The organism is Peribacillus sp. NJ4, assembly GCF_030348345.1.
Lineage (GTDB): Bacteria > Bacillota > Bacilli > Bacillales > DSM-1321 > Peribacillus.
This window is the reverse complement of the sequence record NZ_JAUCFQ010000002.1, coordinates 12,452-37,249: the sequence shown is the minus strand read 5'-3', so window position 1 is coordinate 37,249 and position 24,798 is coordinate 12,452. Positions and strand designations below refer to the sequence as shown.

The 24,798-nt window shown below is 34.6% G+C and carries 20 protein-coding genes and 4 pseudogenes; 15 read left to right on the top strand and 9 right to left on the bottom strand.

Annotated elements, in window-relative coordinates; translation table 11 throughout:
• Positions 1–4 precede the first annotated feature (4 nt).
• Both QUF94_RS25235 and hepT read right to left on the bottom strand, forming a co-directional pair.
• The gene (locus QUF94_RS25235) at positions 5–166 is read right to left on the bottom strand and encodes a hypothetical protein (protein ID WP_289318521.1); all 162 of its coding nucleotides are present in this window, start codon (positions 164–166) and stop codon (positions 5–7) included.
• Positions 167–241: 75 nt separating this feature from the next.
• Positions 242–572: pseudogene (hepT, locus tag QUF94_RS25230) on the bottom strand (type VII toxin-antitoxin system HepT family RNase toxin).
• Between the two features lie 865 nt (positions 573–1,437).
• Here hepT and QUF94_RS25225 point away from each other — a divergent pair.
• The 3 genes and pseudogenes from QUF94_RS25225 to QUF94_RS29150 form a co-directional block, all read left to right on the top strand.
• A complete protein-coding gene (locus QUF94_RS25225) occupies positions 1,438–1,827 on the top strand; it encodes a hypothetical protein (RefSeq protein ID WP_289318520.1) in 390 nt (129 codons plus the stop codon).
• A 21-nt stretch (positions 1,828–1,848) separates the two neighbouring features.
• The gene (locus QUF94_RS25220; protein ID WP_289318519.1) at positions 1,849–2,442 is read left to right on the top strand and encodes a hypothetical protein; all 594 of its coding nucleotides are present in this window, start codon (positions 1,849–1,851) and stop codon (positions 2,440–2,442) included.
• 447 nt (positions 2,443–2,889) lie between these two features.
• Positions 2,890–3,051, top strand: a pseudogene (locus QUF94_RS29150) (AAA family ATPase); the annotation flags it as partial.
• A 969-nt stretch (positions 3,052–4,020) separates the two neighbouring features.
• On the opposite strand, the gene QUF94_RS25210 reads toward QUF94_RS29150, so the two are convergent.
• Positions 4,021–4,842 carry an HNH endonuclease family protein gene (locus QUF94_RS25210; protein ID WP_289318518.1) on the bottom strand — a complete coding sequence of 274 codons (822 nt, stop codon included), beginning with the start codon at positions 4,840–4,842 and terminating at the stop codon, positions 4,021–4,023.
• Entirely contained in the window at positions 4,839–7,007 is a 2,169-nt protein-coding gene (locus QUF94_RS25205) for an AAA family ATPase (protein WP_289318517.1), read from the bottom strand. The genes QUF94_RS25210 and QUF94_RS25205 overlap by 4 nt, the downstream gene beginning before the upstream one ends.
• Positions 7,008–7,454: 447 nt before the next feature.
• Between QUF94_RS25205 and QUF94_RS25200 the strand changes: the two are divergent.
• The 7 genes and pseudogenes from QUF94_RS25200 to QUF94_RS25170 all read left to right on the top strand — a co-directional run.
• Positions 7,455–7,763 (top strand): annotated as a pseudogene (locus QUF94_RS25200) (site-specific integrase); the annotation flags it as partial.
• A gap of 192 nt (positions 7,764–7,955) precedes the next feature.
• A pseudogene (locus QUF94_RS25195) lies at positions 7,956–8,647 on the top strand (IS3 family transposase); the annotation flags it as partial.
• 138 nt (positions 8,648–8,785) lie between these two features.
• Positions 8,786–9,004 carry a hypothetical protein gene (locus tag QUF94_RS25190; protein WP_289318516.1) on the top strand — a complete coding sequence of 73 codons (219 nt, stop codon included), beginning with the start codon at positions 8,786–8,788 and terminating at the stop codon, positions 9,002–9,004.
• A 355-nt stretch (positions 9,005–9,359) separates the two neighbouring features.
• Complete coding sequence (locus tag QUF94_RS25185; protein WP_289318515.1) at positions 9,360–9,689, top strand: tyrosine-type recombinase/integrase; 330 nt, start codon at positions 9,360–9,362, stop codon at positions 9,687–9,689.
• Between the two features lie 373 nt (positions 9,690–10,062).
• Positions 10,063–10,773: a PDDEXK family nuclease gene (locus tag QUF94_RS25180; RefSeq protein WP_202187042.1), complete on the top strand. Its 711-nt coding sequence runs from the start codon at positions 10,063–10,065 to the stop codon at positions 10,771–10,773.
• 12 nt (positions 10,774–10,785) lie between these two features.
• The gene (locus QUF94_RS25175) at positions 10,786–12,057 is read left to right on the top strand and encodes a ParB N-terminal domain-containing protein (protein WP_289318514.1); all 1,272 of its coding nucleotides are present in this window, start codon (positions 10,786–10,788) and stop codon (positions 12,055–12,057) included.
• Positions 12,058–12,060: 3 nt separating this feature from the next.
• A complete protein-coding gene (locus tag QUF94_RS25170) occupies positions 12,061–14,646 on the top strand; it encodes an SNF2-related protein (RefSeq protein ID WP_289318513.1) in 2,586 nt (861 codons plus the stop codon).
• A 166-nt stretch (positions 14,647–14,812) separates the two neighbouring features.
• Here QUF94_RS25170 and dcm read toward each other — a convergent pair whose 3' ends face one another.
• Both dcm and QUF94_RS25160 read right to left on the bottom strand, forming a co-directional pair.
• Positions 14,813–16,213 (bottom strand): DNA (cytosine-5-)-methyltransferase, encoded by a 1,401-nt coding sequence (dcm, locus tag QUF94_RS25165; protein ID WP_289318512.1) that lies wholly within the window; start codon positions 16,211–16,213, stop codon positions 14,813–14,815.
• Positions 16,206–16,424: a helix-turn-helix domain-containing protein gene (locus QUF94_RS25160; RefSeq protein WP_289318511.1), complete on the bottom strand. Its 219-nt coding sequence runs from the start codon at positions 16,422–16,424 to the stop codon at positions 16,206–16,208. The genes dcm and QUF94_RS25160 overlap by 8 nt, the downstream gene beginning before the upstream one ends.
• 131 nt (positions 16,425–16,555) lie before the next feature.
• Between QUF94_RS25160 and QUF94_RS25155 the strand changes: the two genes are divergently transcribed.
• The 3 genes from QUF94_RS25155 to QUF94_RS25145 all read left to right on the top strand — a co-directional run bounded on the left by QUF94_RS25155 (position 16,556) and on the right by QUF94_RS25145 (position 20,807).
• Complete coding sequence (locus QUF94_RS25155; RefSeq protein ID WP_289318510.1) at positions 16,556–18,187, top strand: MutH/Sau3AI family endonuclease; 1,632 nt, start codon at positions 16,556–16,558, stop codon at positions 18,185–18,187.
• 1,106 nt (positions 18,188–19,293) lie between these two features.
• Entirely contained in the window at positions 19,294–19,530 is a 237-nt protein-coding gene (locus QUF94_RS25150; RefSeq protein ID WP_289318509.1) for a hypothetical protein, read from the top strand.
• Positions 19,531–19,907: 377 nt separating this feature from the next.
• Positions 19,908–20,807 carry a hypothetical protein gene (locus tag QUF94_RS25145; protein ID WP_289318508.1) on the top strand — a complete coding sequence of 300 codons (900 nt, stop codon included), beginning with the start codon at positions 19,908–19,910 and terminating at the stop codon, positions 20,805–20,807.
• Positions 20,808–20,970: 163 nt separating this feature from the next.
• Here the strand turns inward: QUF94_RS25145 and QUF94_RS25140 are convergent, their stop codons facing one another.
• Both QUF94_RS25140 and QUF94_RS25135 read right to left on the bottom strand, forming a co-directional pair.
• Positions 20,971–21,129 carry a hypothetical protein gene (locus QUF94_RS25140; protein WP_289318507.1) on the bottom strand — a complete coding sequence of 53 codons (159 nt, stop codon included), beginning with the start codon at positions 21,127–21,129 and terminating at the stop codon, positions 20,971–20,973.
• A gap of 239 nt (positions 21,130–21,368) precedes the next feature.
• On the bottom strand, positions 21,369–21,728 hold the full coding sequence (locus QUF94_RS25135; RefSeq protein WP_289318506.1) for a DUF2538 family protein: 360 nt from the start codon (positions 21,726–21,728) through the stop codon (positions 21,369–21,371).
• Positions 21,729–21,932: 204 nt separating this feature from the next.
• On the opposite strand from QUF94_RS25135, the gene QUF94_RS25130 reads away from it, so the two are divergent.
• Together QUF94_RS25130 and QUF94_RS25125 are read left to right on the top strand one after the other, a co-directional pair.
• The gene (locus QUF94_RS25130) at positions 21,933–22,289 is read left to right on the top strand and encodes a hypothetical protein (RefSeq protein WP_289318505.1); all 357 of its coding nucleotides are present in this window, start codon (positions 21,933–21,935) and stop codon (positions 22,287–22,289) included.
• Positions 22,213–23,181, top strand: a complete 969-nt coding sequence (locus QUF94_RS25125; protein WP_289318620.1) for an IS3 family transposase — start codon at positions 22,213–22,215, stop codon at positions 23,179–23,181. The genes QUF94_RS25130 and QUF94_RS25125 overlap by 77 nt, the downstream gene beginning before the upstream one ends.
• A gap of 164 nt (positions 23,182–23,345) precedes the next feature.
• On the opposite strand, the gene QUF94_RS25120 is transcribed toward QUF94_RS25125, so the two are convergent.
• A complete protein-coding gene (locus QUF94_RS25120) occupies positions 23,346–24,635 on the bottom strand; it encodes an SLC13 family permease (protein WP_289318504.1) in 1,290 nt (429 codons plus the stop codon).
• Between the last annotated feature and the right edge of the window lie 163 nt (positions 24,636–24,798).

The following is a 24,798-nucleotide window of genomic DNA, read 5'->3' as shown; positions in this document are numbered from 1 at the left end:
TGAACTAATTGTTTTTCACAGGGACTTTCTCATACGATATTTTCCGGGTACTTGAGTTCCAGTTTTCAATAGCAGCTTCAGTAGCATCTTTAGATTCAAAAACCTCGTCTAGCTTCATTGCTTCTTCATTTGTTTGGAGATGATAAACTCGGATTTTGTATTTCATCATAAAACCCCTTTATCAAAATTTCAGCATCTGTTTTGTATAGTCTGTAAAATCTCCAAGGTGACTTTCAACAATTTACTTCAAAATGTCTATATTCACCGTCTGATAAACATGAACAGCTACATTCCTGAAGCCCACCATGGCTTTTAGGCGCTTGACTGTATTATCGCCAATAATCAGAGCTGCGTGAAGCATATCAAACGCATCTCTGCTGGTTTGAGGCAATCCCCAATCTTTGTTCAGCTACAATATGCATAGCTAAATCGATTGAAGCTTCACAGGCCCTCTGGATATTATGTTTGGTAAAGTCTTTTAGGATTCCAGCATCGTTGGCATAAACGTCTTGAACGCGGTTTATACATCGATCAATCACGCTGAAATTATTTAAAATCACATCATTTTTCATAAATAGTCCCACTTTCATCAATATTGTTAATACTATCCTCGCGTTCTTCATTTAACTTTGCATACATGCTGAGGTAGCAGCCACTACGCAGACTTGTCATTAAACCAGTAGAAGATACTAGGGAGTATTTTCTATATTTTCAGGATTCTTTATAATGTGATCAATCCGAGGCAGTCTCATCCTAGCCGTTACTTTTAAATTCCTCCGATTAATGGAATATCGATTTTATTAGTTATGTTGGATAGGCAAGATTTAGTGGACTGACGAATAGGGAAAAAGGATGGCAAAAGAGTTCATAGGGATACCTATAATATTGCGGATTTATAGAACAAGAAGCTTGTGGCCCAGACGAACTATAGTTTGACTACTATTAGTCTTTATTTCAAACATATTCAAAAATATTAACTAATCTGAGACAGCTACTTTAGTGACAGTGCCTTTTTTTGTTTATTTTATTGGTGAAATAATCTTAAATAACTTTTAAATTGGGCAGTGATTTTGAATGAAAAGCAGAGTATATCCGGTTTAAATGTTTAATAAGGAAAATATTCCTTGTATATGTAAAAATGTGTATTTATAATAGTATTTAGGTAATGGTATATTAGTAACTTTAAGATACAGGAGGAATAACTATGCCTTAAACTTTAATAATCTGCACAATGCAAAATAATTATGCCATTATTAATGGCCCTGTTAATGATTATTCTTTAGTCTTTCAACCGCCCTGTAATGTAAATAATATCATTTTAGAATATCCTACTTATAAAGTTATTGGCGATTATAGCTTAGCTTAAATGGAAACAGCTTGTCGCATGGAGATATAATTGATGATATAGAGAGGTATATCCTATTATTTCCAGTTAATATGAGATTGAATAAAGCTATAGAACTAAGTAATTTGTTAATGGATATTTTACATAATGGTTTGAATGCAAGAGTGGTTCCTAACTTTAACATAACTATAGATGGCATAAATTATAATGGAAGCCAATTTGTAGAGATTATCTATTGGTTAATAGGGCAAGAAGAAATAAATTACCCTCGTAGTAATGGGAAGATGGGGGTAAGACTACCGATAACTAGATATCATGAAGCTATAATTGCTGCTATTTATGGTTTCTTTACTACAAAAATTGTTAAACAAAGAGCGAATATTAGAAATAGAAGACCGCCACTTTGTTTACATGAAATTATTACACCCCAACAGAATAACCAGATAAATAACTACTTATTAAAGAATATTAATTTAATATAAATAAGGAGTGGGGGAATAAATATGATTAATTACCAGTTTTATCCTAAGAATAATAAGTTGCCAGATTTTTTATCACAAGTGGTTCAAGTATTCTCTGAAATGAATATTAGAATTTCGAGTACAAATAGAAAATATAAAAGTAATGATATATTGGCGGAATGTAGAGATGGCCTAATAAGCATAGGTTATAAAGTAGAAGGTAGTCATAATACTGATGGTAATTTTATCGAAGTACCTGTTTTATTTGGTAGAAACAATGTATTAGAAAAGTCTTTTCGTGCAGACGCTTTTAATGGAGAGATTAAATCTGTTATTGAAGTAGAAGCTGGTCGAGGAGTTTTAAACAATCAGTTTTTAAAAGACCTATTTCAAGCTTGTATGATGCAAAATGTCGATTATTTAACTATAGCGGTTCTTAATGAATATAGAACTAAAAATAAATCGAATAATAATTTTGATGAAGTATGTAAATTTTTTGATGCTTTATATGCAACTGATAGGTTAAAACTTCCACTTAAAGGTATTCTGGTAATTGGATATGATACGCCTATTGTTCAAGAAATCGAGGAATTTTTTGGAGAAGTTGTAGATGAACTTGAATCAAATGAAGAATAGTATTCTTCTAAGCCTTTAATAAGATTTAGTGGATTAGAATAGAATTTATTCCTTTGATATTCGTAAATATGTAATACACACCCTAGCCGAGAAATTTGTTATAAATAGAAATATGAAAATGACTCAATAAGATGTAAATAGCTCCCAATACTTTTTAATGTAGATTTCCGAATGTTATTGAGAAGTGGGTACTTCAGACCCAGGGCAAATTCCAATTTTCCACATTCCTTCAGAGTTTCTCCGTATGAGGATTTTATTGAAGGCTTGCGTTCCGACGGAAAAGGAGGCTTTAGGTCGATAGACGGAACCTTAAAACGGATTGCGATCGAGGCCCTTTATGAAGGGGTGAAAAAGAAGGAAAGCCATGAGAATTATTTTTCCCGGAAGCATGGAGTATTAAAGGCCTTTAATGAATATGATGCTTTTGACTTTACGGCGGCACCTCGATACGTGCTGGTCATTGATGAGATCAACCGTGCCAATATGTCAAAAGTATTTGGGGAATTGATTATATTGCTTGAGGAGCAGCTTCCTTATTCGCGGGAACCGTTTATCCTTCCTCCGAATCTTTACATCATTGGAACGATGAATACGGCTGACCGTTCGATTAACTAGAAAAGCTGGGAGGGGATGAAGTGATTGAACCATTATGATATATTAATAAGGTGATAACACGACATCTCTTTAGAATAGTTTAGGTGAAAATTTATAAACATTTTACTTCTTCAATAATCAAGCGCTTTAATTTATAAGAATCACTGAATTATTCAAAACTTTTATAAAGAATGATTTCAATGAATATATTAGGGGCGTGTTTTGATATCTTTTTTCAAAACACGTTTTTTCTATTTGCTCTTGTATCAAGGCTTATAACATTAATCAAACTCTATTTCAAATCTATAGTACCTTCATTGATGCCTTTTTTATTTTCATGGCTGCGGGGCGTTTTGGGACCTTGAGTATGTGTAAACCTCACCTGTTTATATTACGATATTACTTTTTTTTTCTGAAGGGTAGGCGGTAGAGTTGATCAAAAAAGGAAGGTGCTAACACAAAGCAGTTCGTCCTTTGATAATTCCCATTTCAATTGTTCCCGTATGATTCGAATATTTTTAAAATATAATTAAAAGCAAATAAACATAAGTTAATGTCGGATTTCAATTTTTTACAATCTTTTAATTGTTTAATCACATTTGAAATGTTTTCTGAATGCCTTCTACTATAACTTTTTAAGCTTGAGAGTCTTCTTTTTGCTTGAGATTCCTCAATAAGTAATTACATGCTAAAATTTTTATTGTATCGGGTTTAGTAAGATGTAACGGGGACTGTTTGTTTATTTATGTCCCCAAGTTGTCCTTAATTTGCGTCCCCAAAGATAAAGGGAGAGATAAGAAAATTAACAATTAATGTAATGTTATAAGTAGTTTTAGTACCATTACTATATAACCTATATTACTCAGGATAGACTGGAAATATTAACTTCTACTCTTTTAAAAAGTTCTTAGTCTTAGGATAGTTATATAGGTATTTGTCCCTAAGTTCATTTTTACCTAACACTTGACCAAATTCAAGAATCGATTAAGCTTTTTTTATAGAATCTTCTACTAATTCTTTTGTTACTTCAAGGAAGAATCTATTTGTATTGTAGCTTCTTCTATATTCTCTAACAATACAATTGGCCATTGCAGAATACTCTGCTTTAGGCGATAGAAAACTATTAAGCTCTTCAATCTTTTTATCTATTCGTCGCATTAGCTTAGCTGGCTGTGATTGAAATTCATCTATATCCTCTAGAATATCTTTCAATCTACTACAAATTATACTGTTAGCAGTAAACCTTCTACGATCTTCAAGGTGTTCTCTGTCTAAACCATAAACTTCTATTGATTTATTGCCTTCATCCGTCACTCCTGTAATTTTCCCATTGCAGGTGAAATTTAGATGTAGTTCTGGATCATCTGTACAAGGATTAATCAATAAAGGTACTTCAAGTTTATAAATATCATCATTACTTAGTCTGGCATGTTTAGAACCCACTTTTAGGGGGAATTTATTTAGCTTATAGGAACTATTACATACTCCACACGATAAAAGAAGATTATCCCAGTCTGCTGCTAACCAATAGTAACCTTTATGATCGCTATCCTCAGTAACCTTTCCTTTCGGTCTCCAATGTTCTATATGGGGATGCTCAATATGTGGTAAGAAACTTTCACAATAGGCGCATTTATTATTGAACATCGTCCAAAGTGCAGTCTTTATATAACCTCTACTATAAACGTTAAACTCAAATTTTTTGGGGTTGTTAAGAACCTCAAAGTGTTCTATAGCTAGGTTTTTTTCGTCAATTCCTTCTTGTTTTAATTTTGTTGGAGGGCTAGGTCTTTTAACCTGAATCATTCATCTTCCTCCCTATAATCATTCCAAAGTTTAATTAACTTTTCTTGTGTTACTTCATCTATTTCGTGGTAAGATTGATTTTTATTTTTTCTTTCAGCAATGTATTTATCAATTACCTTATAAAGTAGACGCTCCCTATTAGTAGCACCAAGATAGTTAAATGTATCTAACTGTTTTTTTAATACAGTTAGATCTTCTTCGTGAATTTTCGAAGAAGAGGCTAAAAGAGATTCATATTCAGATATTAATTCATCATATCTGACATCAATAGTACTATTCATCCCAAATAGATCTGATGTTAGTATTTGATCAATACGAAGACCGCTAGGGTCCGGTAAGTCACTAAGTATTTCAATACTTCCTTTATTTTCTATCATTACAGCTATCTCATTGCTTTTTACTCCGCGTAAACACAGTGGGTCATGACTGGTAACAAGGAACTGTACATAAGGAAATGCTTTACGTAGACTACCAACGATTCGCATTTTCCAAGTGGGGTGTAAGTGAGCATCTATTTCATCAATTAAGACTACACCTTCTGCAAGATGCCCATTCTCTTGGGTTGTTTCATAAATGGAACGCATTATATCAGCCGTAATCGCAATAACGTTCTGATAACCGCTACTTAGTTGGTCTAATGGAACTTCTTTGTCTCCTCTAATTAAATAAACATTACTCTTTTTAAGTACTAAATCTACTGTTTCATCCTCACTAAAAGGCAGAACATCAAGTATAACGGTAGCTACAGCTTTACCTAAGTTTTTATCTTTTAATAATTTTTTAGGGTGTTCTAAAAAATAATCACTTCGATTTGAAACAAACAAATTTCTCATATTATTAGTTTTAGTTTTTTTTCTACCTACTTTTGAAATTAGACGGACTGCACCATATGCAATTGTGGGAACTTGGTGGCCTTTATAGTGATACTCCACATTTCCTTGACGAAACAAGATCTCGATAGGAAAATCATAATCAGTTATTTTTACTCTGATAAATCCTTCTTCATTAGGGGGGACAAAAGATTTAGGTTCTATTTTAATTCCGTTCCAGTCACCAGCCAAGGCCAATGCGATTGCTTGTAATACAGTAGTTTTCCCTGTACCATTTTCACCTAATAACATAAGCCATGCTCCACTATTATCTTTGGTATTAAACTTATGTTTAAAATGTATTCCTCTTATGTTGGATATTTCGATATACTCAATTGATTGTCTTTTATAGTTGATATTTGAAGAGCGTAAATCCGATTCGCAATGTGTAAAAGGCCTAATATTGTCCATAAACTCTTTTATTGTATTAAAACGACCAAATATATTACTTAAAATAATTTTGTTATATTTATTAGTCAAGAATTCTAATTGTTCATCGCTATTAAGTTCCTTGTATATCCAGCGTGCTAAATAAAATTTCTTTGCGGCTAGGTATGGATTAGAGTGAGTAAATAAATTTTCAATTGATCTAAGTAATTCAATTGATCTAAGTAAATTGTAATACTCATGATTGGCGTTCCCGTATAATCTATAATCATCAAGAAGATTCCTAAGGGTATCTATTACCCGTTTGCGTTCATTAATCAAGGATTCTCGGTTAAGCTTTAGCAGTTCAAGTGTGTAATCTCCTTTTTCAGTCTTAGCAATTATAAGCCCGGTTTTACTAATAAATATATGATTTTCTGGGCGGTCATAACATGGATCAATGAGTAAAGGTTGCTCATATCGGACGCTTTGATTAAATCTAGCTCTACCGGATTTAACAGGAAAGTAATTAGCTTTATTAGAATTACACACTTGGCATGTCCAATGTAAGTTACTCCAATCATAACTTAACCAAACATAATGAAAACTGTACATATCATTACTTTTTTCAATATTTTCCTCTTTGATGCCTGTTACTGGCCGGAAATGCTCAATAAAACCGTATCCATTATGTGTAATTTCGCTCTCGCAGTATGCACATTTATTATTGAACTGCTCTCTTAGATGCTGTACCCATATCTTATCTAGCTTCGCAATAGACTTGTGATGAAAACGATTGGTGAAATATCCATTTTTAGAGTCTGATTGCAGAATTGTTAGAACATGTTGTACATATTCCTTTAGTCTTTGCTTCTCAGCGGATATCATTTCCCCTACTTTAGGTTCTGGTAGTCTTTTAACAAAAATCATCTTATCCTCCTTAGGATATAAGTATTGGAAACAGCAACATCACTTGCGAATTTCATAGGTATCTTTACTTATTAGTACTTTAGATGAAGAAGTAATTAGTTTACTTAAGATACACAAAAGACATCCAAAAGGAATAGGATTGTTGACTTGAACACACTACAATAAATTCTTTTTATTCACAGTTTGATGTAGTGTAGCTTGCTTGTATCATTCTCACAGAGATTACATATCCGGCGATATCATTAAACAAGGCCCAGCTATTATTTTTTGGAGCTTTTTAATTATTAAATCGAGGATAGATAATAATCTAGATAAGTATACAAATTTAATAAACCTAGGAAAATTATAGAATTATTTATAGGTATTTGCTAGATTTAATTGGGTTAATAAATTAATAATTCTACTGAGGGGTATTTTAAAGTTGAAGAAACTAGCTATCGAAGTTAAATGGGACTCAGGACTATTGATCTCGACTTCGAGGATGCCTTGACGATGTTTTTAAAGGATGGCGAAATACGAAATTTTCGCGAGCATACAATTCGAGATTATCGGAATGAACTTTCGTCACTTATAAGGATACTTGGGGAGCAGGACGTGACGACATACACTGGCGAAATTACGAAGGATATCATTCAAGAAAACGTTATCCTTTATATGAACGATAAGGCGGGTTTAAAAACGACTTCTATTAATACGAGGCTTCGGGCGACCCGTGCTTTCTTTAATTATTTATATAAAAACGACTATATTCCGGAGAATCCCGTAAAGGCTCTGAGCTTAGTACGCGATAGGAAAGAGGTAATCGCAACTTTCTCGACGAAGCAACTTAACGACATACTTGGCAAGCCATCGGGCATAAAAGACGTACAATGCAGCCCGCGTACTTTTCGACATACCTTTACGAAGATGAGCGTAAAGAATGGCGCGGGTATACAAAGAGATTTTCCATATAAAGGGCGTTATCGGTATCGGCGTACCACCCTAGAATTACGTAACCGAGGTGCTCGCATCAATCATAAAACAGTTCTCCGATTGATGAATGAACTAGGATTGAAGTCATTGGTTTGCATGAAGAAATACCGTTCGTACAAAGGGGACATCGGCAAGATTGCGCCCAACATTCTAGCACGTGATTTCAAGGCGGCAAAGTCCAATGAAAAGTGGGTGACAGACGTCACGGAATTCCATCTAGCTGGGGAGAGAAACTATACTTATCGGCCTTTCTTGATTTGTTTAATGGAGAAATTATCGCCTATAATATCGAATCTCGGCCTTTTTATCCGCTCGTTTCCAAAATGCTGGATAAAGCCTTTGATCGCTTGGAATCGAATGATTCACCCATTCTTCATTCAGATCAGGGCTGGCATTATCAGATGAAACAATACTCGCATCATTTGAAAAGACATAACATTACACAAAGCATGTCCCGCAAAGGAAATTGTCTCGATAATGCGGTTATTGAAAACTTCTTTGGCATATTAAAATCCGAATTACTTTATCTTCAAGAATTTGAAAGCATGGAGCATTTCAAACAAGAACTAGAAGAATATATCCATTACTACAATCATCAACGAATCAAGGTACAATTAAAAGGCATGAGTCCGGTAGATTACCGGGTTCATGCCCTCAAGGCTGCCTAATTAAATAAAGTGTCTAACTTTTTGGGTTCACTTAGCTCGGTCCTTTTTGTTCACAATGTCGTCACATTTCCCGCTTTAAAAAACATATGTTCTGGATATGACAGTATTGTAAACAAAACAATACTGGAGGTAAGAAGAATGAAAAAACAGATTAATGAGTTAAAAAAAGAGCTAAGAATTGTGTCACGATTTATGAATCGAAAAAAAGATGCGCCAAGGAATTTTAAAGATGAATTTGCAGAATACGTTCTAACAGAGTTGGAATTCAATTTTCAAAAGTATAAGGCTGACTATATAGACAAAAATTTTGACTTTGTGATAGAGAAAGATAGGGCTTATATACATGTGTTTGATTAATAAATAAATGTTGAGGTGAGATTCAAAATGTAAAAAAGAATTGTTTTTATATCCGACTATTTTCTCACCTCTCAATTTTTGCTCCAGTTCATATAAGATGTATCCTCGGATTTCCTTATTAGCTCTGCATCACCGGGTCGATAATTATTACCGCATGACTTACCTTCTTTTTAAAGTATTCGGCCATTATACGGATTCGATCGGATTTATCACGTTTGATACTTCGTAATAGGTATTCGGTATTAGAGATCTAGCTCCTTTCTTAAAGGCAAACAACACAAGATCCTTCGGGTTAAAGATGGCAAAACGCAAAAAATCCACGACATGTATATCGCGGATTGCTTCGAAGAGGTCTATGCGTACTCCAAAAACGTCCAGAATCCCTTTTTATTCCCGTACAAGAAGGGAGAACACCCCCCATTACCCCCAAACACAAGCCTACAGGCAGCTAAACAAGGCGGCAGAGTTCGCTGGCGTGGAGCATGTCGGCAACCATACTTTACGGAAAACGTTTGGCTACTGGTTTTATAAGGCCACAAAGGATATTGCCATGTTGAAACGGATCCTGAATCATCAATCCTTCCGTTACCCTGAAAAAGAAATTCAAAAGGCTAATAAAGAAGTGGAGAAACATGGCAAGGAGATTGAAAAAGTGAAACTTAAACTGAGGCTGCTGAACCAATGATAAAAGAAGGGGTGGATGCAATAGATATCACTATAGATAAAGCAGATACACCATCAACAGAAGATTTACATTAAGAAGATATCAATTAGTGTATAATTTCTTTTTTGTCTCAAAATATAAGAATACTAGTGGCAATGAGATACTAATAAAAACAACCTCTAAGATATACCTAGAGGTTGTTTCTTTCTACGAAGTCCTGGAAAAACCGTAAATGAAGTTTCCCCAATTATACATGACAATAAAAGAAATTGATTCAAGAGAAAGATACCTTATTTGTACTGTAGCATTAATGACTGGGATATACACAGGTGATATAATTAATATATACTACATAAAGTAATTTCAATTATTATAAATATAGGAGAATATACATATGAATCAGAATAAAGAGTTGGTCGTTTCTTCTCAAATTGAGATAGATAATAAAATATCTAAGTATAAAGGAATGAAAGTTTCGGAGTTAAAAGAGAGTTTGTCTATGCCACTGAAGGATAATAAAGCCTCATTTGTACAGTTAGCTAGGAAGATGATGGGGATAACAAATAATAAATTTGGTTTATGTGATAATAGAGTTGATGCTGTTTTAAAGACAGTTCGCTTAACAGGTATGGAAACTCCCGCAGAAGCCATGTCATTCATGCCAGTGGACTTCAAAGAATGGTCAGAAGCATTGTCTTGGGAAAGTAGCTCTCTATATAGGTATTTTAATGAAAAGACACTATTGCTATTTATTTTTCAGCAATATCCCACTGGAAAGCGTGTTGACGATAGTGAAATGACTTTTTTAGATGCTAAGGTTTGGAAGATGTCAGAATATGATTTAAACCATGGTCTTAAAGAAGTGTGGGAACGAGTTCGATATTTAATCAATGCAGATAAATTAGAAATCACTCCTGTGAAACAAAAAAACGGGAAAATTATCAATAAAAATAATTTACCATCTGGTCAATTCAACACACTAGGTCACTTGAGACCTGGTGCGATAAATGGTGATGATAAAGTACTGTTGTCGACGGGGCAAAGAATTGTAAAACAGAGATTTTGGTTTAATAATGAATACGTAAAAGAAATAATAGATTTATAGGAGATGGAAAAAATGGAGAATATCAATTTGTTTGATTTGTTTAAGGAAGGCTTTGTTAAAGAGGGCGGCCATAATGTTAATGTTCCAATCAAAAAGGCAAGTGGAGAAAAATATGATGGTAGAACTTACGCGATTCCACTAAAGTACCTGTATTATAATGAGCAGAATGGAAGAATAGGAGTTTCGCTTTCTGATTACGAAAGTACTAGTGGTAAATTAATACCAGGTCATAATGAAGAATACAATATGGTTATCCAAAATATGTTAGCTGACGATGCTGACGATATGACTAGAAAAGAAATGGAAAAGTTGAAGAGAGATATCGCCATGAAAGATCAAGATGAACCTGGTTATGTTTTAAGTGATGGACGAGTAATTGATGGGAATCGTCGGTTTACAGCAAAGCGATTACTTGAACAAGACCCTTCAATAACAGAGCAGCAATATTTTGAAGCAGTTATCTTAGATGATTTATCGGTACAAAATCATGATGATCAAAAGAAAATTAAGTCACTTGAATTGCAAATCCAATTCGGCAAACTTGGTAAAGTTGATTATAATCCAATTGACAGAGCTATTGATGCTTATAAAACGATTGTTAAAAATAATATTATGAGTGTCGCAGAATATACTAAATTTGCTGGACTGACATCGAACGAAGTTAACAAACGGATATTGGAAGCTGAACTAATTATTAAATTTTTGGAGTTTGCGAACACGAATCCGGATAACTATGCTTTAGCAAAACAATTAGATTTGGATGGACCGCTCCAAGATATGATTCCTCAATATAAAAAAATTAAAGACTCAGATAATTTAGATCAATTATTAAATAGTTTATTTGCTAAAATCATACAAATGCGCTCATCCAAAGAAGATTTCAAGGCTGAGTTTAGACAAATAGTCAAAAATGTTGTCGGTACAAAAAATGAAGAAAAATTTATTGAAGAGATGGAAGATGCAACAGATTCGATAGTAGAAGCACTAGATAAAGAAGATGTTATAAAGAATAATGTAGATTTATTTGCCACATTACAAAATAATCAGGAAGCCGTACAGGCTCTGGCAAAAGTTCAAACAATCTCTACTAATCATTCTGAAAAGGCGAAGAACTATAAAGAACAAAATATGCCAGTCAAACTCGCTGAAAAAGCAATTAGTAGTATTGAGGCTATTGATAAAAGAATTGTTACAGGGTTACCTAAAAGTGAAAAGGCTAAATTACTGAGTAGTTTTGAGAAGTTAAAAGTAAAAATTGATGATCTTCTTTCTGAGGAGGGATAAGTTTTGTTAAAAAGTTTTCAAGGCCGACTCAAATCTAGTTATAATTCAATGATTCAAAATGTAGCAGAGGAGTTCTATAATCCAGTATTGAGTGAATCCATTAGCTATAAACGAGTCAGTGGCTATTTTTCATGTAAGGCACTTTCGATATACGCTGAGGGATTAGATAGAATTGCAGAAAATAACGGATATATTCAATTCATTATTTCTCAAAATATTTCAGAAAAAGATTTTGAAGACATTAAGACGGGGTATCGTGAGCGCTCGAAAGGAGAAACCTTAACGCAAAGTGATAAACAGCGCTTAGGAAATTTGGCTTATTTAATCAGGCAAGGTAAAGCAGATGTGAAATTTGGCTTAGTAAAGAATGGATTGTTCCATACTAAGTGGGGCTTGTTTGAAGATAGACAAAAAGATGTTGTTTATTTTAATGGATCTCTAAATGAGACAGCAAATGCCATAGAGAATAATTTTGACTCATTTGATGTTGATTTCTCATGGGATGTAAGCGTCAATGTCCGCCAGCGTGTTGAGCAAAAAAAAGAAGAGTTTTCCCGTTTGTGGAATGATGATTATCCTGGTGTTCAAGTAGTTGATGCTACAGAGATTATTTATCCTTTACTTCAAGAATTTGATATGGGTAGGATACAAAAGATACCAAATCCGGAGCAAAATTCAGTTATCTTTGATATGGATGAGGAGCATTTCTTTTTTATCGATAAAAGCGATGAAGAAGTAACCTCGAAAAAAACGTATAAAAATAAATTTAGTTTTTATGTAGATGAAGATAAGGGATATCCTTTTTTTAGAGGAGACTTAACATATCGGGAGATTGAAAAAATTATTGAGTTAGCTAATAAGCAGGCGATTAAACGTCAATTTAACTTTATAGTCTCTTCACGCGTCGATAATTTTATTAATGCTCAGAAGTATTCAATTGAAGAATATCGGAAATCTGGATTGACACTAAAGAATCGAGATAGTCGCTGGGAAGAAGAGTTTATAGAGTTTAAGAAAGTTGTTGAAGAGGAAGTTGCTCGTCCACTTAAGCCTTTACAACTTCAATCTGCCATGTACATGCTCACTCAAAAAAGAGCTGCGAACTTTTCTGTTCCAGGAGCTGGAAAAACAGCTATGTTATTGGGTGTCTTTGCTTATCTAAACAGTAAGCAAAAAGGAGAGCCAATAAAGCGAATATTAGTAGTGAGTCCGATTAATGCATTTTTATCTTGGAAAGATGAATTTCAGGCAGTGTTTCAAGCAAAAAAAGAGCTAAGGATACTTAGTATTCATGATCAGTCCATAAATGGTAATAAATATGCCTTTGAAGCTCAATGGTCAGCAGCTAATTTGATTTTAATTAACTATGAATCATTGCCTAAGTTTAAAGAGTCAATAATTAAATGCCTATCGAATAATTCAGATACAATGCTAGTTTATGATGAAGTACACCGTGTAAAGGGTGTACAAGCAAAGCGTGCGATTGCTGCTTTAGAAATAGCGGACAAAGTTGATTATCGTTATGTTTTAACAGGAACACCTATTCCTAATGGATACTTAGATATTTACAATTTCTTGCATATTTTATTTAAAAAGGAATATAGCGCTTATTTTGGATTTGAGCAAAACATGTTGAAAAATCCAGATGGATGGCAAGTTGAAGAAATCAATGAAAAATTAGCTCCATATTTTTGGAGGACTAGCAAGGAAGATTTAGGGGTTCCACCAGCTGACTTAGACAATATTATAAGGGTTTTTCCTTCTGAAGAACAACTCCGCCTTGCAGAAATAATTTATACCACAGCCCAAAATCCATTAGCAACCTTGATAAGAATGATTCAATTATCGACTAATCCAGAAATTATAAATCAAGCGATAAATTATAGCGATTTGGGATTTAGTGAATTTGACAGTGATAATGATTCTTATGACCAGGTTAGCGCCAAGTTAAGAAAAGAGCTAGAGGATAGTATTCATGCTGCAGCCATTGGTGAGGTAAGCGAATGGGATTTAGCTAATGTAAACTCTCCTAAGTTTGATGCAGGAATTAAACTTGTAATTGATATAGTGAAAAAACATGGGAAAGTTGTAGTCTGGGGATTATTTGTTAACACTTTAAATAAGATTACTTGTGTATTAAATGAAAATGGAATTAATGCAAAAGTTATCTATGGTGGTACACCTCGTGATAAAAGAGAGGATATCATCAATACATTTAAAGAGAACACACATGAAATACAGGTATTAGTATCTAACCCGAATACTCTAGGAGAGTCAGTATCCCTTCATACTATTGCTCATGATGCCATTTATTTTGAATATAATTATAATCTCACTTTTATGCTACAGTCTCGAGACAGAATTCATCGACTTGGTTTACCGGAAAGTCAAAGTACGAGGTATTACTATTTAATGACAGTCAGTGATAGGGAGATTTATAATTTTATTGATCAAAAGATTTATGATAAATTAGCTGAAAAAGAAAAGAGAATGAAGGAAGCTATTGATGGTGATTGTCTTGTTCCTGAGTTTGTTGATGATGAGATTGAGGAAATGAAGCGAATTATTGAATCGGAACGTATGTTTTAATAGTTGCTGAATCGGCTAACAAAACTGTTTACAAACTTTTTTTAGTTGAACCATAAGCCATTTAATCTCAGAAATTAATCTTTTTTGATAACAAAAAGGACTCGATTATGAGTCCTTTTGCTTGTTGTATTTGTGTATTATTACTTGAAAAGCAAACATTATTAACTTAAACTTCTATTTCTACTGTATTGTACTCACGTACGATTTCTCCTAACTCAATTCCTATACGTTCAACGATTCCTGTAACTAAGGCATTCCCCATAAAGAACAAACGCATACGGTCTGAAACCTCATGGACATTTTCAAGACTATCTTTTTTGAATTTTGTCCAGTCTGGTGGGAAATCTTGCAATAATTCAGCTTCAATCGGTGTAAGCAGTCGGTATTTTCCATCGACTTTAAGCAAATGTGTTGAACGGTTTACAGAACCTTCACTTGTAAGCATCGTGCGTCCCGGCATGTCGAGAGAATCATACGGACTCATCCCACCTTCACTAAATATATATTTATGACCGTTATCAGCTACGCGCTCAATTTTTTTAGGACCTCGTAAGTATTCAAATTTTTTAAGCTTTGGATCGTCATCGTCCAACTGATAATTTGCGATGTATTGGTTGTACTCTTCTTCACCATGTTCACGCACATAATATTCTTTCGCTTCCCGAATGATTTCACCCAATGTCTTTGGTGCTTCCTTAACTGGTTCCGTATCAATAGTAAAGTATTGACCGTAACGCATAATACCAGTATTCCAAATAGTACCTGTAAAATTGTCAGAAATGTCTACGATGTACTCTTCGTTGAGGATGTCTTTATCAGACAAGGTATCTGAGTAGTGCCGTTTCTTGTATGCCTCTTGTTCAATAGGAAATTGACGAGCGAACAATCCATCTTGAAAGATGTAGTTATCGAAAGTAGCTTCATCACATGTCATAATATTTTTCTCTTTCTTAGGCTTGCCATACTTTTCATCCATTGCCAAGGCAAATGATGTGTCATTCCGATACACGTAAAAGAACACACGGCGGCGACGTTGAGCGCGCCCATATTCTGCAGCGTTAATCACACGCCATTCAACAGAGTAACCAAGTTGAGCAAATGCCCCAAGCATAATTGCAAGGTCTCGTCCACGTTGTGAAGATGGTGATTTTAATAATCGATCAACATTTTCTAAAATCAAATATTCAGGTTTGATATGGTTAACCGCACGAATGATTTCCCAAAAGAGAACACCTTTCTTCCCTTCGATACCCAATTCATGTTTTTTAGAACGAGCAACAGAATAGTCTTGGCAAGGGAACCCACCAACTATCATGTTTACACCCTGAGCTTTCATTTCTTCGAAATATTTATTTGAGACCTGCATGATATCAACATTACTGTGTTGAATATGCGGATAATTATAGACACCTACTTCAAAGGCATCTTGTGATTTGCGAGATGGTTCAAATTGATTAGTGTTTGTTGTTTCAAAGAACGGTTCTTTGAGTGTTAAGTTGGCGTTATAAAGACCTACCACGAAGCCTCCAACCCCGTCAAACATTGAAAATACTCTATACTTAGACATTCACTTTTTCCTCAACTTTCTCAAAGAATTCGTTGTAATCGGTAATTTCCAAACAGTCCATCACCTTCTCGAGTTGTTCTAAGTTCACTGTAGAACGGATACCTCGAACCATATCACTAATAGAACTTTCACGAAGCCCACTAGCTTTCGCTAAGTCCTTTTGGCGCATTTCTCTCTCCTTGAGAATTTCATTCAAGCGTAGTTTAATCATACCTTTAGCTCCCCTCAAAAAATACGGGATATTGTATCAACGAATTATTATAACCTATACAGACAAAAAGTTGAAGGTAATTTATAATAAAGTTGCACCGAAGATTAAGATTTTCCATTAAGGAGATGGCAATGGATAGAGAATATAAAACAATCCGAGAAATAAAAGAACGTGGTGAAGCTGCTGTTGGTAAAATGATAAAGGAGCTTGTCACACAGGAGAATGTCGATAAGTGGTACGCTAGCCCAAGAAATAAAGGTTGGCTTGGGAATGCAGTTGAAAAAGATTGGTTCGGGCTAGCGAATAACAGTCGACCTGAGGCTGATTTCAATAATCTAGGTGTAGAACTCAAATGTGCTGGGCTTAAATTTTTCAAAAAAGAAAATTCCTGGGGTGCCAAAGAAAGACTAGTTCTTAACACTTTTGATTTTAGTGAAGAATATAAGAGGAATTTTAAAAATTCTTCCTTTTTAAAAAAGTCAAAGCTTGTAAAACTCATGTTGTATAAATATGATCCAGTTGATTTTTTTCAATTCGAAGAAAAGGAATACCCAATCTATCCAGATTTCTTAATGACCCATGCTATTCTTTTTAATTTGAACGACTTATTAGATGATGATTGGGCAATCATTGAAAATGATTGGAACATTATAATGGATATGATTCGTCAGGGGAGGGCAGAGGACATTTCCGAAGGTATGACACAATACCTTGGAGCAGTGACAAAAGGAAGTAAAACTACAGAGAACAAAACTACACAACCGTTCAGTGATAAGAAAGCACCTAGACGAGCTTTTTCTTTAAGACCAACGTACATGAAGGAAATTACGAAGCAAATTGTACAGGGCGAATTAAAGAGTTCAATTACTTACGCTTCTTATCAAAATGACTATCCTGAATTACATAAAAAAATCGATGCAAAGCAAATTGGTACTCAAGAGCATATCATAAAAGATTTATCCGAGTTAAAACATAAAACGTTTGAACAAATCATTCTCGATCAGTTTAAACCGTTCTACAATATAGATAAAAAAGTCTTAGCAGAAAAATTTGATGTTAGAATCAAAGAAAAGAATGACAAAGCAAGTACACGGCTAATTGCCCAGAAGATGTTTAATCTAAAAGGTGATTTAGAAGAAACAGATGAGTTTAAGAAGGCTGGAATTGCTGTAAAAACAGTTACCGTAAAATCTAATCAGAGAAAAAAAACATCCGAAAGAAGAATCACAACTGAAGGATTTAAACTTGAATCGGATGTTAGCTTCATTAAAGATATTAGTAACCTTGATTGGGAAGATACTCGAGTGTATGACTATCTTTCCACAACAAAATTCTTATTAGTCGTTTACGAGGAAACACCAGAAGGAGAGATATTTAAGGGTGCAAAATTTTGGTATATGCCAGAAGACGAACTCATGGGTACAGTCAAAAAAACATGGGAAACAATTAAACAAACTCTCATTAATGGTGTCGAGTTAACGTTTAAACGTGTTAAGATAAGTGCCTCTAATAAGAAGGGTTACAAAATAGAGAACAATCTGCCTAGCCAAGTAAGTGGTCCTCAAATTCTTCACATTCGACCTTCTGCTGACCAGTCGGATTATCATGAAAGTAACAATTCAGATCGGCTACCCTGTCCTGCAATTTGGAAGTATAGACCTGAGGATATGAAAGATATTTTGACAGATAATTATATGGTTAAGCAAGCGCTCTGGTTAAATAAAAATTATATGTACCAACAAGTAAAAGAATTTTTCGAATGAGATTACTTGATTTGTACTAATACACCGATTTCAGAAACCAATAAAGAATCCAAAAGGTGTTTTGGAACAGACTAGGGATTGGAGTGCCAAAAAGTACATAATAGAGAAACAATTGTGGCGTTGTTAGCTAATAGTTGACAACTTAAACTTATGAAACTTGCAAAAGGTATAAAAGACGTGATACTTAAAAAGGGGAGATATGCCGAAATGTCTTATAAGATAAGCTGGGATTGCTTTTGTTATGTAGCTCTACCCCTTTGGGTTTATTATGGTAAATAATTTCTATGAATTATTATAGAAATCCTTTTTCAGCTAGCCTGCCGAGATAGTTCCATAAGAAAATCAACATTGTTCATTAACAGAGCTAAATAATTTAATGAGAAATTGAAACGACACCTTAAGGTGTCTCTGTAAATGTAATAAGCGTTCTTTCTTCCCTGAATTATCTGATTTGTGCTAAGAGTAGTTTGGCTGAAAGTTAAAAATTGTTGTTGTAATTAGGTCATAGGATGGGCGAAATGGTTTTCAAGTTACGGAGGATGAAGATAGGCAACATATGCAGAAAGTTCTATCAGCCCCACCATTAATTATAGATAATCAAATTATTAATGTAACAGAGGCTGCATTAATAATTTATTTTAAACCTAAATATAACGTTGATTTTGTGAATAACTTCCCAGATGTCAAGCATAAAGGTTACACATTCTACTATAACTATGACTACAATTGTATTACGGTAGAATTAGACCCATCTGTGTGAATATAAAAATTCATTCTGAACTTACAGGATATAATCAATTTTCCCCTGTTAAGTATTTGCTAAGTTCAGAAGAAAAAAGACAATCTATGTTTGTATTTTAGACGCAATAAAAGAGACCACGATATGAACTGCACCCCAATTGTTAGACACCATCTAACAATTGGAGGTGCTTTTTTTTATGACAAAATATCATTAGAGTTGAAATTAAAAGCTGTCCTTGCTTATTTAGAAGGAATGGACTCATTCAGCTAACCACCAGGCCACTAAGAATCAGCTGGCCATCAAAACAGCTGAATATGACGCAAAGGTTAAAGAGCTTGCTGCAGCTAACAATACAATTAAAAACTTGAATCCTACACTTAAATATGCGGAAGAAAAGGCCAAACAAGCTGATAAATTAGTCGCTGAACTTGAAAAAGAAATTGAAAAGGCTAATAAAGAAGTGGAGAAACATGGCAAAGAGGTTGAAAAAGTGAAAACTAAATCTGAGGCTGCTGAACCAATGACTAAAGAAGAAGTAGATGCAATAGATATCACTATAGATAAAGCGGATACACAAATAACTGAAGAAGTACAAAAATAAGAATATCAATTAGTGAGAATTTCTCTTTTGTCTCAAAACATAAGAATACTAGTGGCAATGAGATACTAATAAAAAAACCTCTAAGATATACCTAGAGGTTTTTTCTGTCTACGGAGTCCTGGAAAAACCGTAAATGGAGTTTCCTCAATTATACATGACAATAAAAGAAAATGATTCAAGAAAATATAAATGTATTTTTACTTTTTTATTCCGTCTCACTACAACAAGATTACTTGTCATTTTGCGACGGTATTTTTTACGCAATATCAACTTCCTATAATTTATCTTATGTAAACTAGATAAATTGAAAACTATAAAGAACCATAACTATTCTCCCTCACCTCTATAATAGTAGCATTAATTTAAAGAGGTGTATTATGAAGTGGTTAAAAAAGAACGAAGATAAAAAGGGACAATTTCTTTTTGGTGATTATATTTATGAATATGCCCTCATACTTTTATTATTTGCTTTTGTGTCCCCTATCTTTGGAATTTTCATAGTTAAAGTGCTTAAACTAGGTGATGCCTTTGCAGACTTAGGTGTTTACGGTGACTTCTTGGGTGGATCCACCCTCCCATTTTTAACTATAGTTACAATTGCATTTGTATATAAAACATTTAAACTCCAAAAGGAACAGCTCAAGACTCAAAAAGAAGAAATGAGAATGACCAGAGAAACATTAGAAGAGCAAAATAAAACCGCTAGAATGCAGAGGTTTGAAAATTCCTTCTTTAAGCATCTTGAGGAGATAAGGTCTGATAAGGAAATCAACTTTGGCGACCAAATTACGAAAATAAGTATGGGCGACGTCCTATATGGTTCTTTAACGTCATACAAAAAGGCAATGATTGCTTACCAGGATGAGTATTCAAGTCATTTTGCAATTCCAGATCAAAGTGAATATCAATATTTTTTTGGTAATTATGAATCTCTTGCTGATGCTTCATTAAGTAAATCAGGATTTTATGATAAAAGAGTTTACTCCTTTGCCCTGAAAATAAATAGAGTTTTTGACATAATAAATCAATACAGAAGTAGCATGGAGGAATCGGAGGTTGAATTTTACTTAGATTATTTATCTGCTGAAATTGATTTCTCTACTTGGTCTTTGGTATTACTTCAAAATTGTATTATGACACAAAGAACACAAATCATAAATGAATTGAAACTCGATAACTGGATTCACCCGTCGTTGGATGCTGGCCTTAGTGAACTTGATATTCATTATATTTCTTACATAGTACATGGAGATCCTTTTTATAGTTATGAGCAATAAGAGCAAAACCGCTATGTCTTCAGCAGCTCCCCTTTTCAGTGTATGAATATTTACTTTAAAATTGGGGTATGTTATCCTTATATTAACATAAACTAAAAACACCCCCATGCTGGACACATGAGGGTGACAACTAGCAAGAGTGGTTGGTCACAACTAATAACTCTTAATCAGAAGAATCAGAAGAAGAACCATTTCCATCTTGGAGGGCGGAGTGGTTCTTTTTCTTTTTCTTACTGAACGCAGATATGATGAGACTGGTTGCTACAGCAACTATAATGTCTTTACCAATATCTGTTACAATGTTCAATAGAAAATGTATCATGCGGTCACCTCCCTTCCCATCTATCATTAGATGGCAAAGGTGAAACTGTGACCTCCCACTCTATCCTCAGTTGTTCCTCTATTTTATCATATCTTTCCCATTCTAGTAATTTTATGTAGAAAAAGTCTAGTAATTAATTTAAGAAAAAAAAGGGTGTATTCGCCCCCCTTCAGTTTACCAATTAATTCTCATATTCATTGCACATTTTAGAACCTTATAATGCTTTTCGTCTAAGCTGTTCATACAATCATATAAATTAAACGCTTATATCCATTCCACATATTCAACGAAAATTTCCCTAATTGGACCATTGATCCTGTTAAGTCATAAGGAACATCCTGTGGCTCTCCACTGTCCTTATAATCCGGTAATTTTGATAAAGTGTATTTATACTCCCAGAACCATATCCAGTCAATAGGCGTCTCAATTGAACCTAAATATCTCTCTACTTTTTGAAATATCATAGGTACCGATAAAATATAGCAAGCTGTTCTTTGTTCCGTATCATTATCACTTACATTCCATCGCAGCAACGTTTCTTTGAAGTTTACATTATGCTGCTTATCAATAAAAAAGATGGACTCCGACACTTTAACCATAAAACAACCCCCTCCTATTTATCCCTTATCCCTATCATTTCCTTATTTATCCTCATCTATAACGTATCCTGATTATATCATCTGGTATATACTTATACACATTTTTACATTTTAAAGAAATATTGAATAATCTATATTTATTACTATAAAAATCTAGAGAAAATGTTTAGTATTGATTACTTTTTTTCTATTGGAGGGAAAATAATGAAGGAAGATAATGAAAATATCTATACTAATAACATTGAACAAAAATACGTGCCGTATACTCTTGCAGCTGTTATTACATCCCCTATTATCGGGTGGATATTAGTTAAGGAGAAGGGGTATAATTTTGGCGAATTAGGAACATTCGGATATTTTTTAGGAGGATCGACCGTTCCATTATTAACATTTATAACGATTCTTCTTTTAATACGAACAATTAGGATTCAAAACAATCAGCTCGAAATTCAAAATAATCAGCTCGTGATTCAAAAAGACGAATATACATTACTTAGAAAAGAAATGGAAGACACTAAAAAAGTACTCCAGGAACAAGGCAAAACAGCCAGAATGCAGTGAAACATTCATGTTAATTGAACAAATCATTCGTAGATATAGTCTTACGAATATGGTTTCATATTTTTGTGAAATGGCAGAAGTTAGCCGCAGTGGATATTATGCTTGGCAACAGGCTGAAAGCATTCGATTTACTCTCGAAGAGAAAGATTGGCAGGATTATGAACTCATTCATAAAGTATTTGAGGGAAAGAAGAAGAAGGCTGACGCCCTCACCATCAAAATGATTGTAGAGAACGACTTTTTTGTCACGATGAACCATAAAAAGATTCGGCGTTTTATGAATAAGTTCAACCTGAAGGCAAGAATTCGCCAAGCGAATCCCTATAAGAAAATGGCTAAAGCCACCCATGAGCATAAAGTCGTTCCAAACCTCTTAAACAGGAAATTTAACCAAGGAGAACCTAGGAAAACTTTTCTTACGGATATCACTTACGTCAATTATGGTTCTGGACAGCCAGCTTATCTTTCTTGTGTCAAAGACGCTGTTACACGGGAAATCGTTGCCTATCACTTATCTAGAAGCCTCAAGATGGACATCGTCTATCGGACATTGGAAAAACTCGCCGATTCACTAGATGAACTGCTTCATCCTGAAGCGATGATTCATTCAGATCAAGCCGTTCATTATACACACCCTGAGTTTCAACGGCGAGTAAAGAAACTAGGACTCATACAATCTATGTCCCGGAAGGGAAATTGTTGGGATAATGCCCCCATGGAATCATTCTTTGGCCATTTTAAAGATGAAATGGATTATTCAGTGTGTCAAACATTTGAGGAGTTACACCTCATCATTGAAGAATACATAGAGGAATACAATACAAATCGTTACCAATGGAGCCTAAATAGAATGACTCCCGCACAATACGGGAGCCATCGGTTAGCTGTATAAACTATAGGTCTTTTTTTAGACTGTCCATTTTATAGAGCACAGTTCAGGAAATTAGAATGGATGTGTTTTGGCTTTGAATTAATGAATTCTACAATACGATATTAAACATTCACTACTGTATAGTTTTATCGGCAGGCTCGATTTTATATTAATATTATTATCTATTACCAAGGTGTACCGATAAGAACGAAAATCAACCAGGCTAGTCCTGGTCCAACTACAATGAAGAGACCAGCAATCATTAATAGCTTCCTGAAGAATAGACGCTCATTTACCCCTTGTACGTTTGCCATAATTAGCGCCCCGTTTGTAGAGAAAGGACTAATGTCAACTACACTGGCAGCTACAGCAAGTGCTGAAACTACACCGATGGATGACATGGTAGGATCCTGTAAGATTGGCGCTGAAAGTGGAATAACCGCGGTCAGGAAACCTGCTGTAGAAGCAAATGCCGAGACGATACCTCCAACATATGAAGCCATAAGAGCTGCGAGTACAGGGTTCCCTACATTTGCAATCTGTTCAGTCATGTAATCCATCGTTCCAACCTTTTCCATAACACCTACATATGTCATGATACCCGTTACCATGATCATTACAGACCATGGCATTTGCTTTAAAATTTGGGTTTGTTTAGAAGGTTCCATTAGCCCAAGAACCAGACCAATCATCAATGCCCCAAAGCCCATGTTCATTTGGAATGCAAGGGCCATTGTGATAAGAAGACCGATACCGAAAAGTGTCGCGATTTGATACCATAAAGCTCCTTGGTCTTCTTTTTCGTTAGGAACACTTACATCATTGCCATCAATTGTGGCGGCCATCTCCAATTGGGCGCTTGTAGTGTGCTTGAGTAAACGAATTCCCCCGAAAGCTATAAAAATTACGATTGAAATGAGTACATAAAAAACAAAAGTGTTGAAGAAAAGCATGATAGGTGAATGTGGGATTTTCTCCGAACTCATGATACCGTTTACAACCAAGCCGAAGATATTGAGTGGTGAGAAGGAACCCGCATACATTCCAGTAGAAATCAAAGTGCCCATCAGGATTGGATTAATCTTATGCTGGTGAGCTAACCGTAAAGCGATTGGGAATAAAATAGGGCCCACTGCAACTGTTGAAGCCCCAACTGCCGATAACATCGCTGCAAGTGAAAATAATACCCAAGGCAGGAGGCCAACGTTACCTTTAACCAATTTGAGTCCCCCGGAAATAATTAAGTCAAGGGTACCGTTGTTTAATGCGATTGCAAACAAGTAGCTAACCCCTGTGAGGAGAATAAACATGTCAATGGGAAAAGCGGCATAGATATCCTCTATCGCTAAACCACTAACATAGGTGCCGACAACAAAAGCAGCAACCATTCCTAAGATACCCATGTTGACAGAAACAAAGGAACCGATAATAAACATGGCTAAAAGTACAAAAATTGTAATAAGTTCTAGACTCATTTTATTCGCCTCCTAATAAGTGTGCTTATATTGTGGTCGACCAATGTGATAGTGCAACGCAACTTTTCAAGACTCAATATAGAAACTGCCTAAAGATCGCCTTCAGGGAACAGTAAATTTACACATTGAAATTTTATGTAATTCTTATCATCACTCTATTTGA

Coding starts and splice junctions, on each gene's coding strand:
- QUF94_RS25180 (WP_202187042.1), top strand. CDS start 10,063: ATGAATCAGAATAAAGAGTTGGTCGTTTCTTCTCAAATTGAGATAGAT.
- dcm (WP_289318512.1), bottom strand. CDS start 16,213: ATGTCTAAGTATAGAGTATTTTCAATGTTTGACGGGGTTGGAGGCTTC.
- QUF94_RS25210 (WP_289318518.1), bottom strand. CDS start 4,842: ATGATTCAGGTTAAAAGACCTAGCCCTCCAACAAAATTAAAACAAGAA.
- QUF94_RS25140 (WP_289318507.1), bottom strand. CDS start 21,129: ATGATACATTTTCTATTGAACATTGTAACAGATATTGGTAAAGACATT.
- QUF94_RS25190 (WP_289318516.1), top strand. CDS start 8,786: ATGAAAAAACAGATTAATGAGTTAAAAAAAGAGCTAAGAATTGTGTCA.
- QUF94_RS25145 (WP_289318508.1), top strand. CDS start 19,908: ATGAAGTGGTTAAAAAAGAACGAAGATAAAAAGGGACAATTTCTTTTT.
- QUF94_RS25120 (WP_289318504.1), bottom strand. CDS start 24,635: ATGAGTCTAGAACTTATTACAATTTTTGTACTTTTAGCCATGTTTATT.
- QUF94_RS25225 (WP_289318520.1), top strand. CDS start 1,438: ATGAGATTGAATAAAGCTATAGAACTAAGTAATTTGTTAATGGATATT.
- QUF94_RS25175 (WP_289318514.1), top strand. CDS start 10,786: ATGGAGAATATCAATTTGTTTGATTTGTTTAAGGAAGGCTTTGTTAAA.
- QUF94_RS25220 (WP_289318519.1), top strand. CDS start 1,849: ATGATTAATTACCAGTTTTATCCTAAGAATAATAAGTTGCCAGATTTT.
- QUF94_RS25205 (WP_289318517.1), bottom strand. CDS start 7,007: ATGATTTTTGTTAAAAGACTACCAGAACCTAAAGTAGGGGAAATGATA.
- QUF94_RS25135 (WP_289318506.1), bottom strand. CDS start 21,728: ATGGTTAAAGTGTCGGAGTCCATCTTTTTTATTGATAAGCAGCATAAT.
- QUF94_RS25235 (WP_289318521.1), bottom strand. CDS start 166: ATGAAATACAAAATCCGAGTTTATCATCTCCAAACAAATGAAGAAGCA.
- QUF94_RS25130 (WP_289318505.1), top strand. CDS start 21,933: ATGAAGGAAGATAATGAAAATATCTATACTAATAACATTGAACAAAAA.
- QUF94_RS25155 (WP_289318510.1), top strand. CDS start 16,556: ATGGATAGAGAATATAAAACAATCCGAGAAATAAAAGAACGTGGTGAA.
- QUF94_RS25185 (WP_289318515.1), top strand. CDS start 9,360: ATGCGTACTCCAAAAACGTCCAGAATCCCTTTTTATTCCCGTACAAGA.
- QUF94_RS25160 (WP_289318511.1), bottom strand. CDS start 16,424: ATGATTAAACTACGCTTGAATGAAATTCTCAAGGAGAGAGAAATGCGC.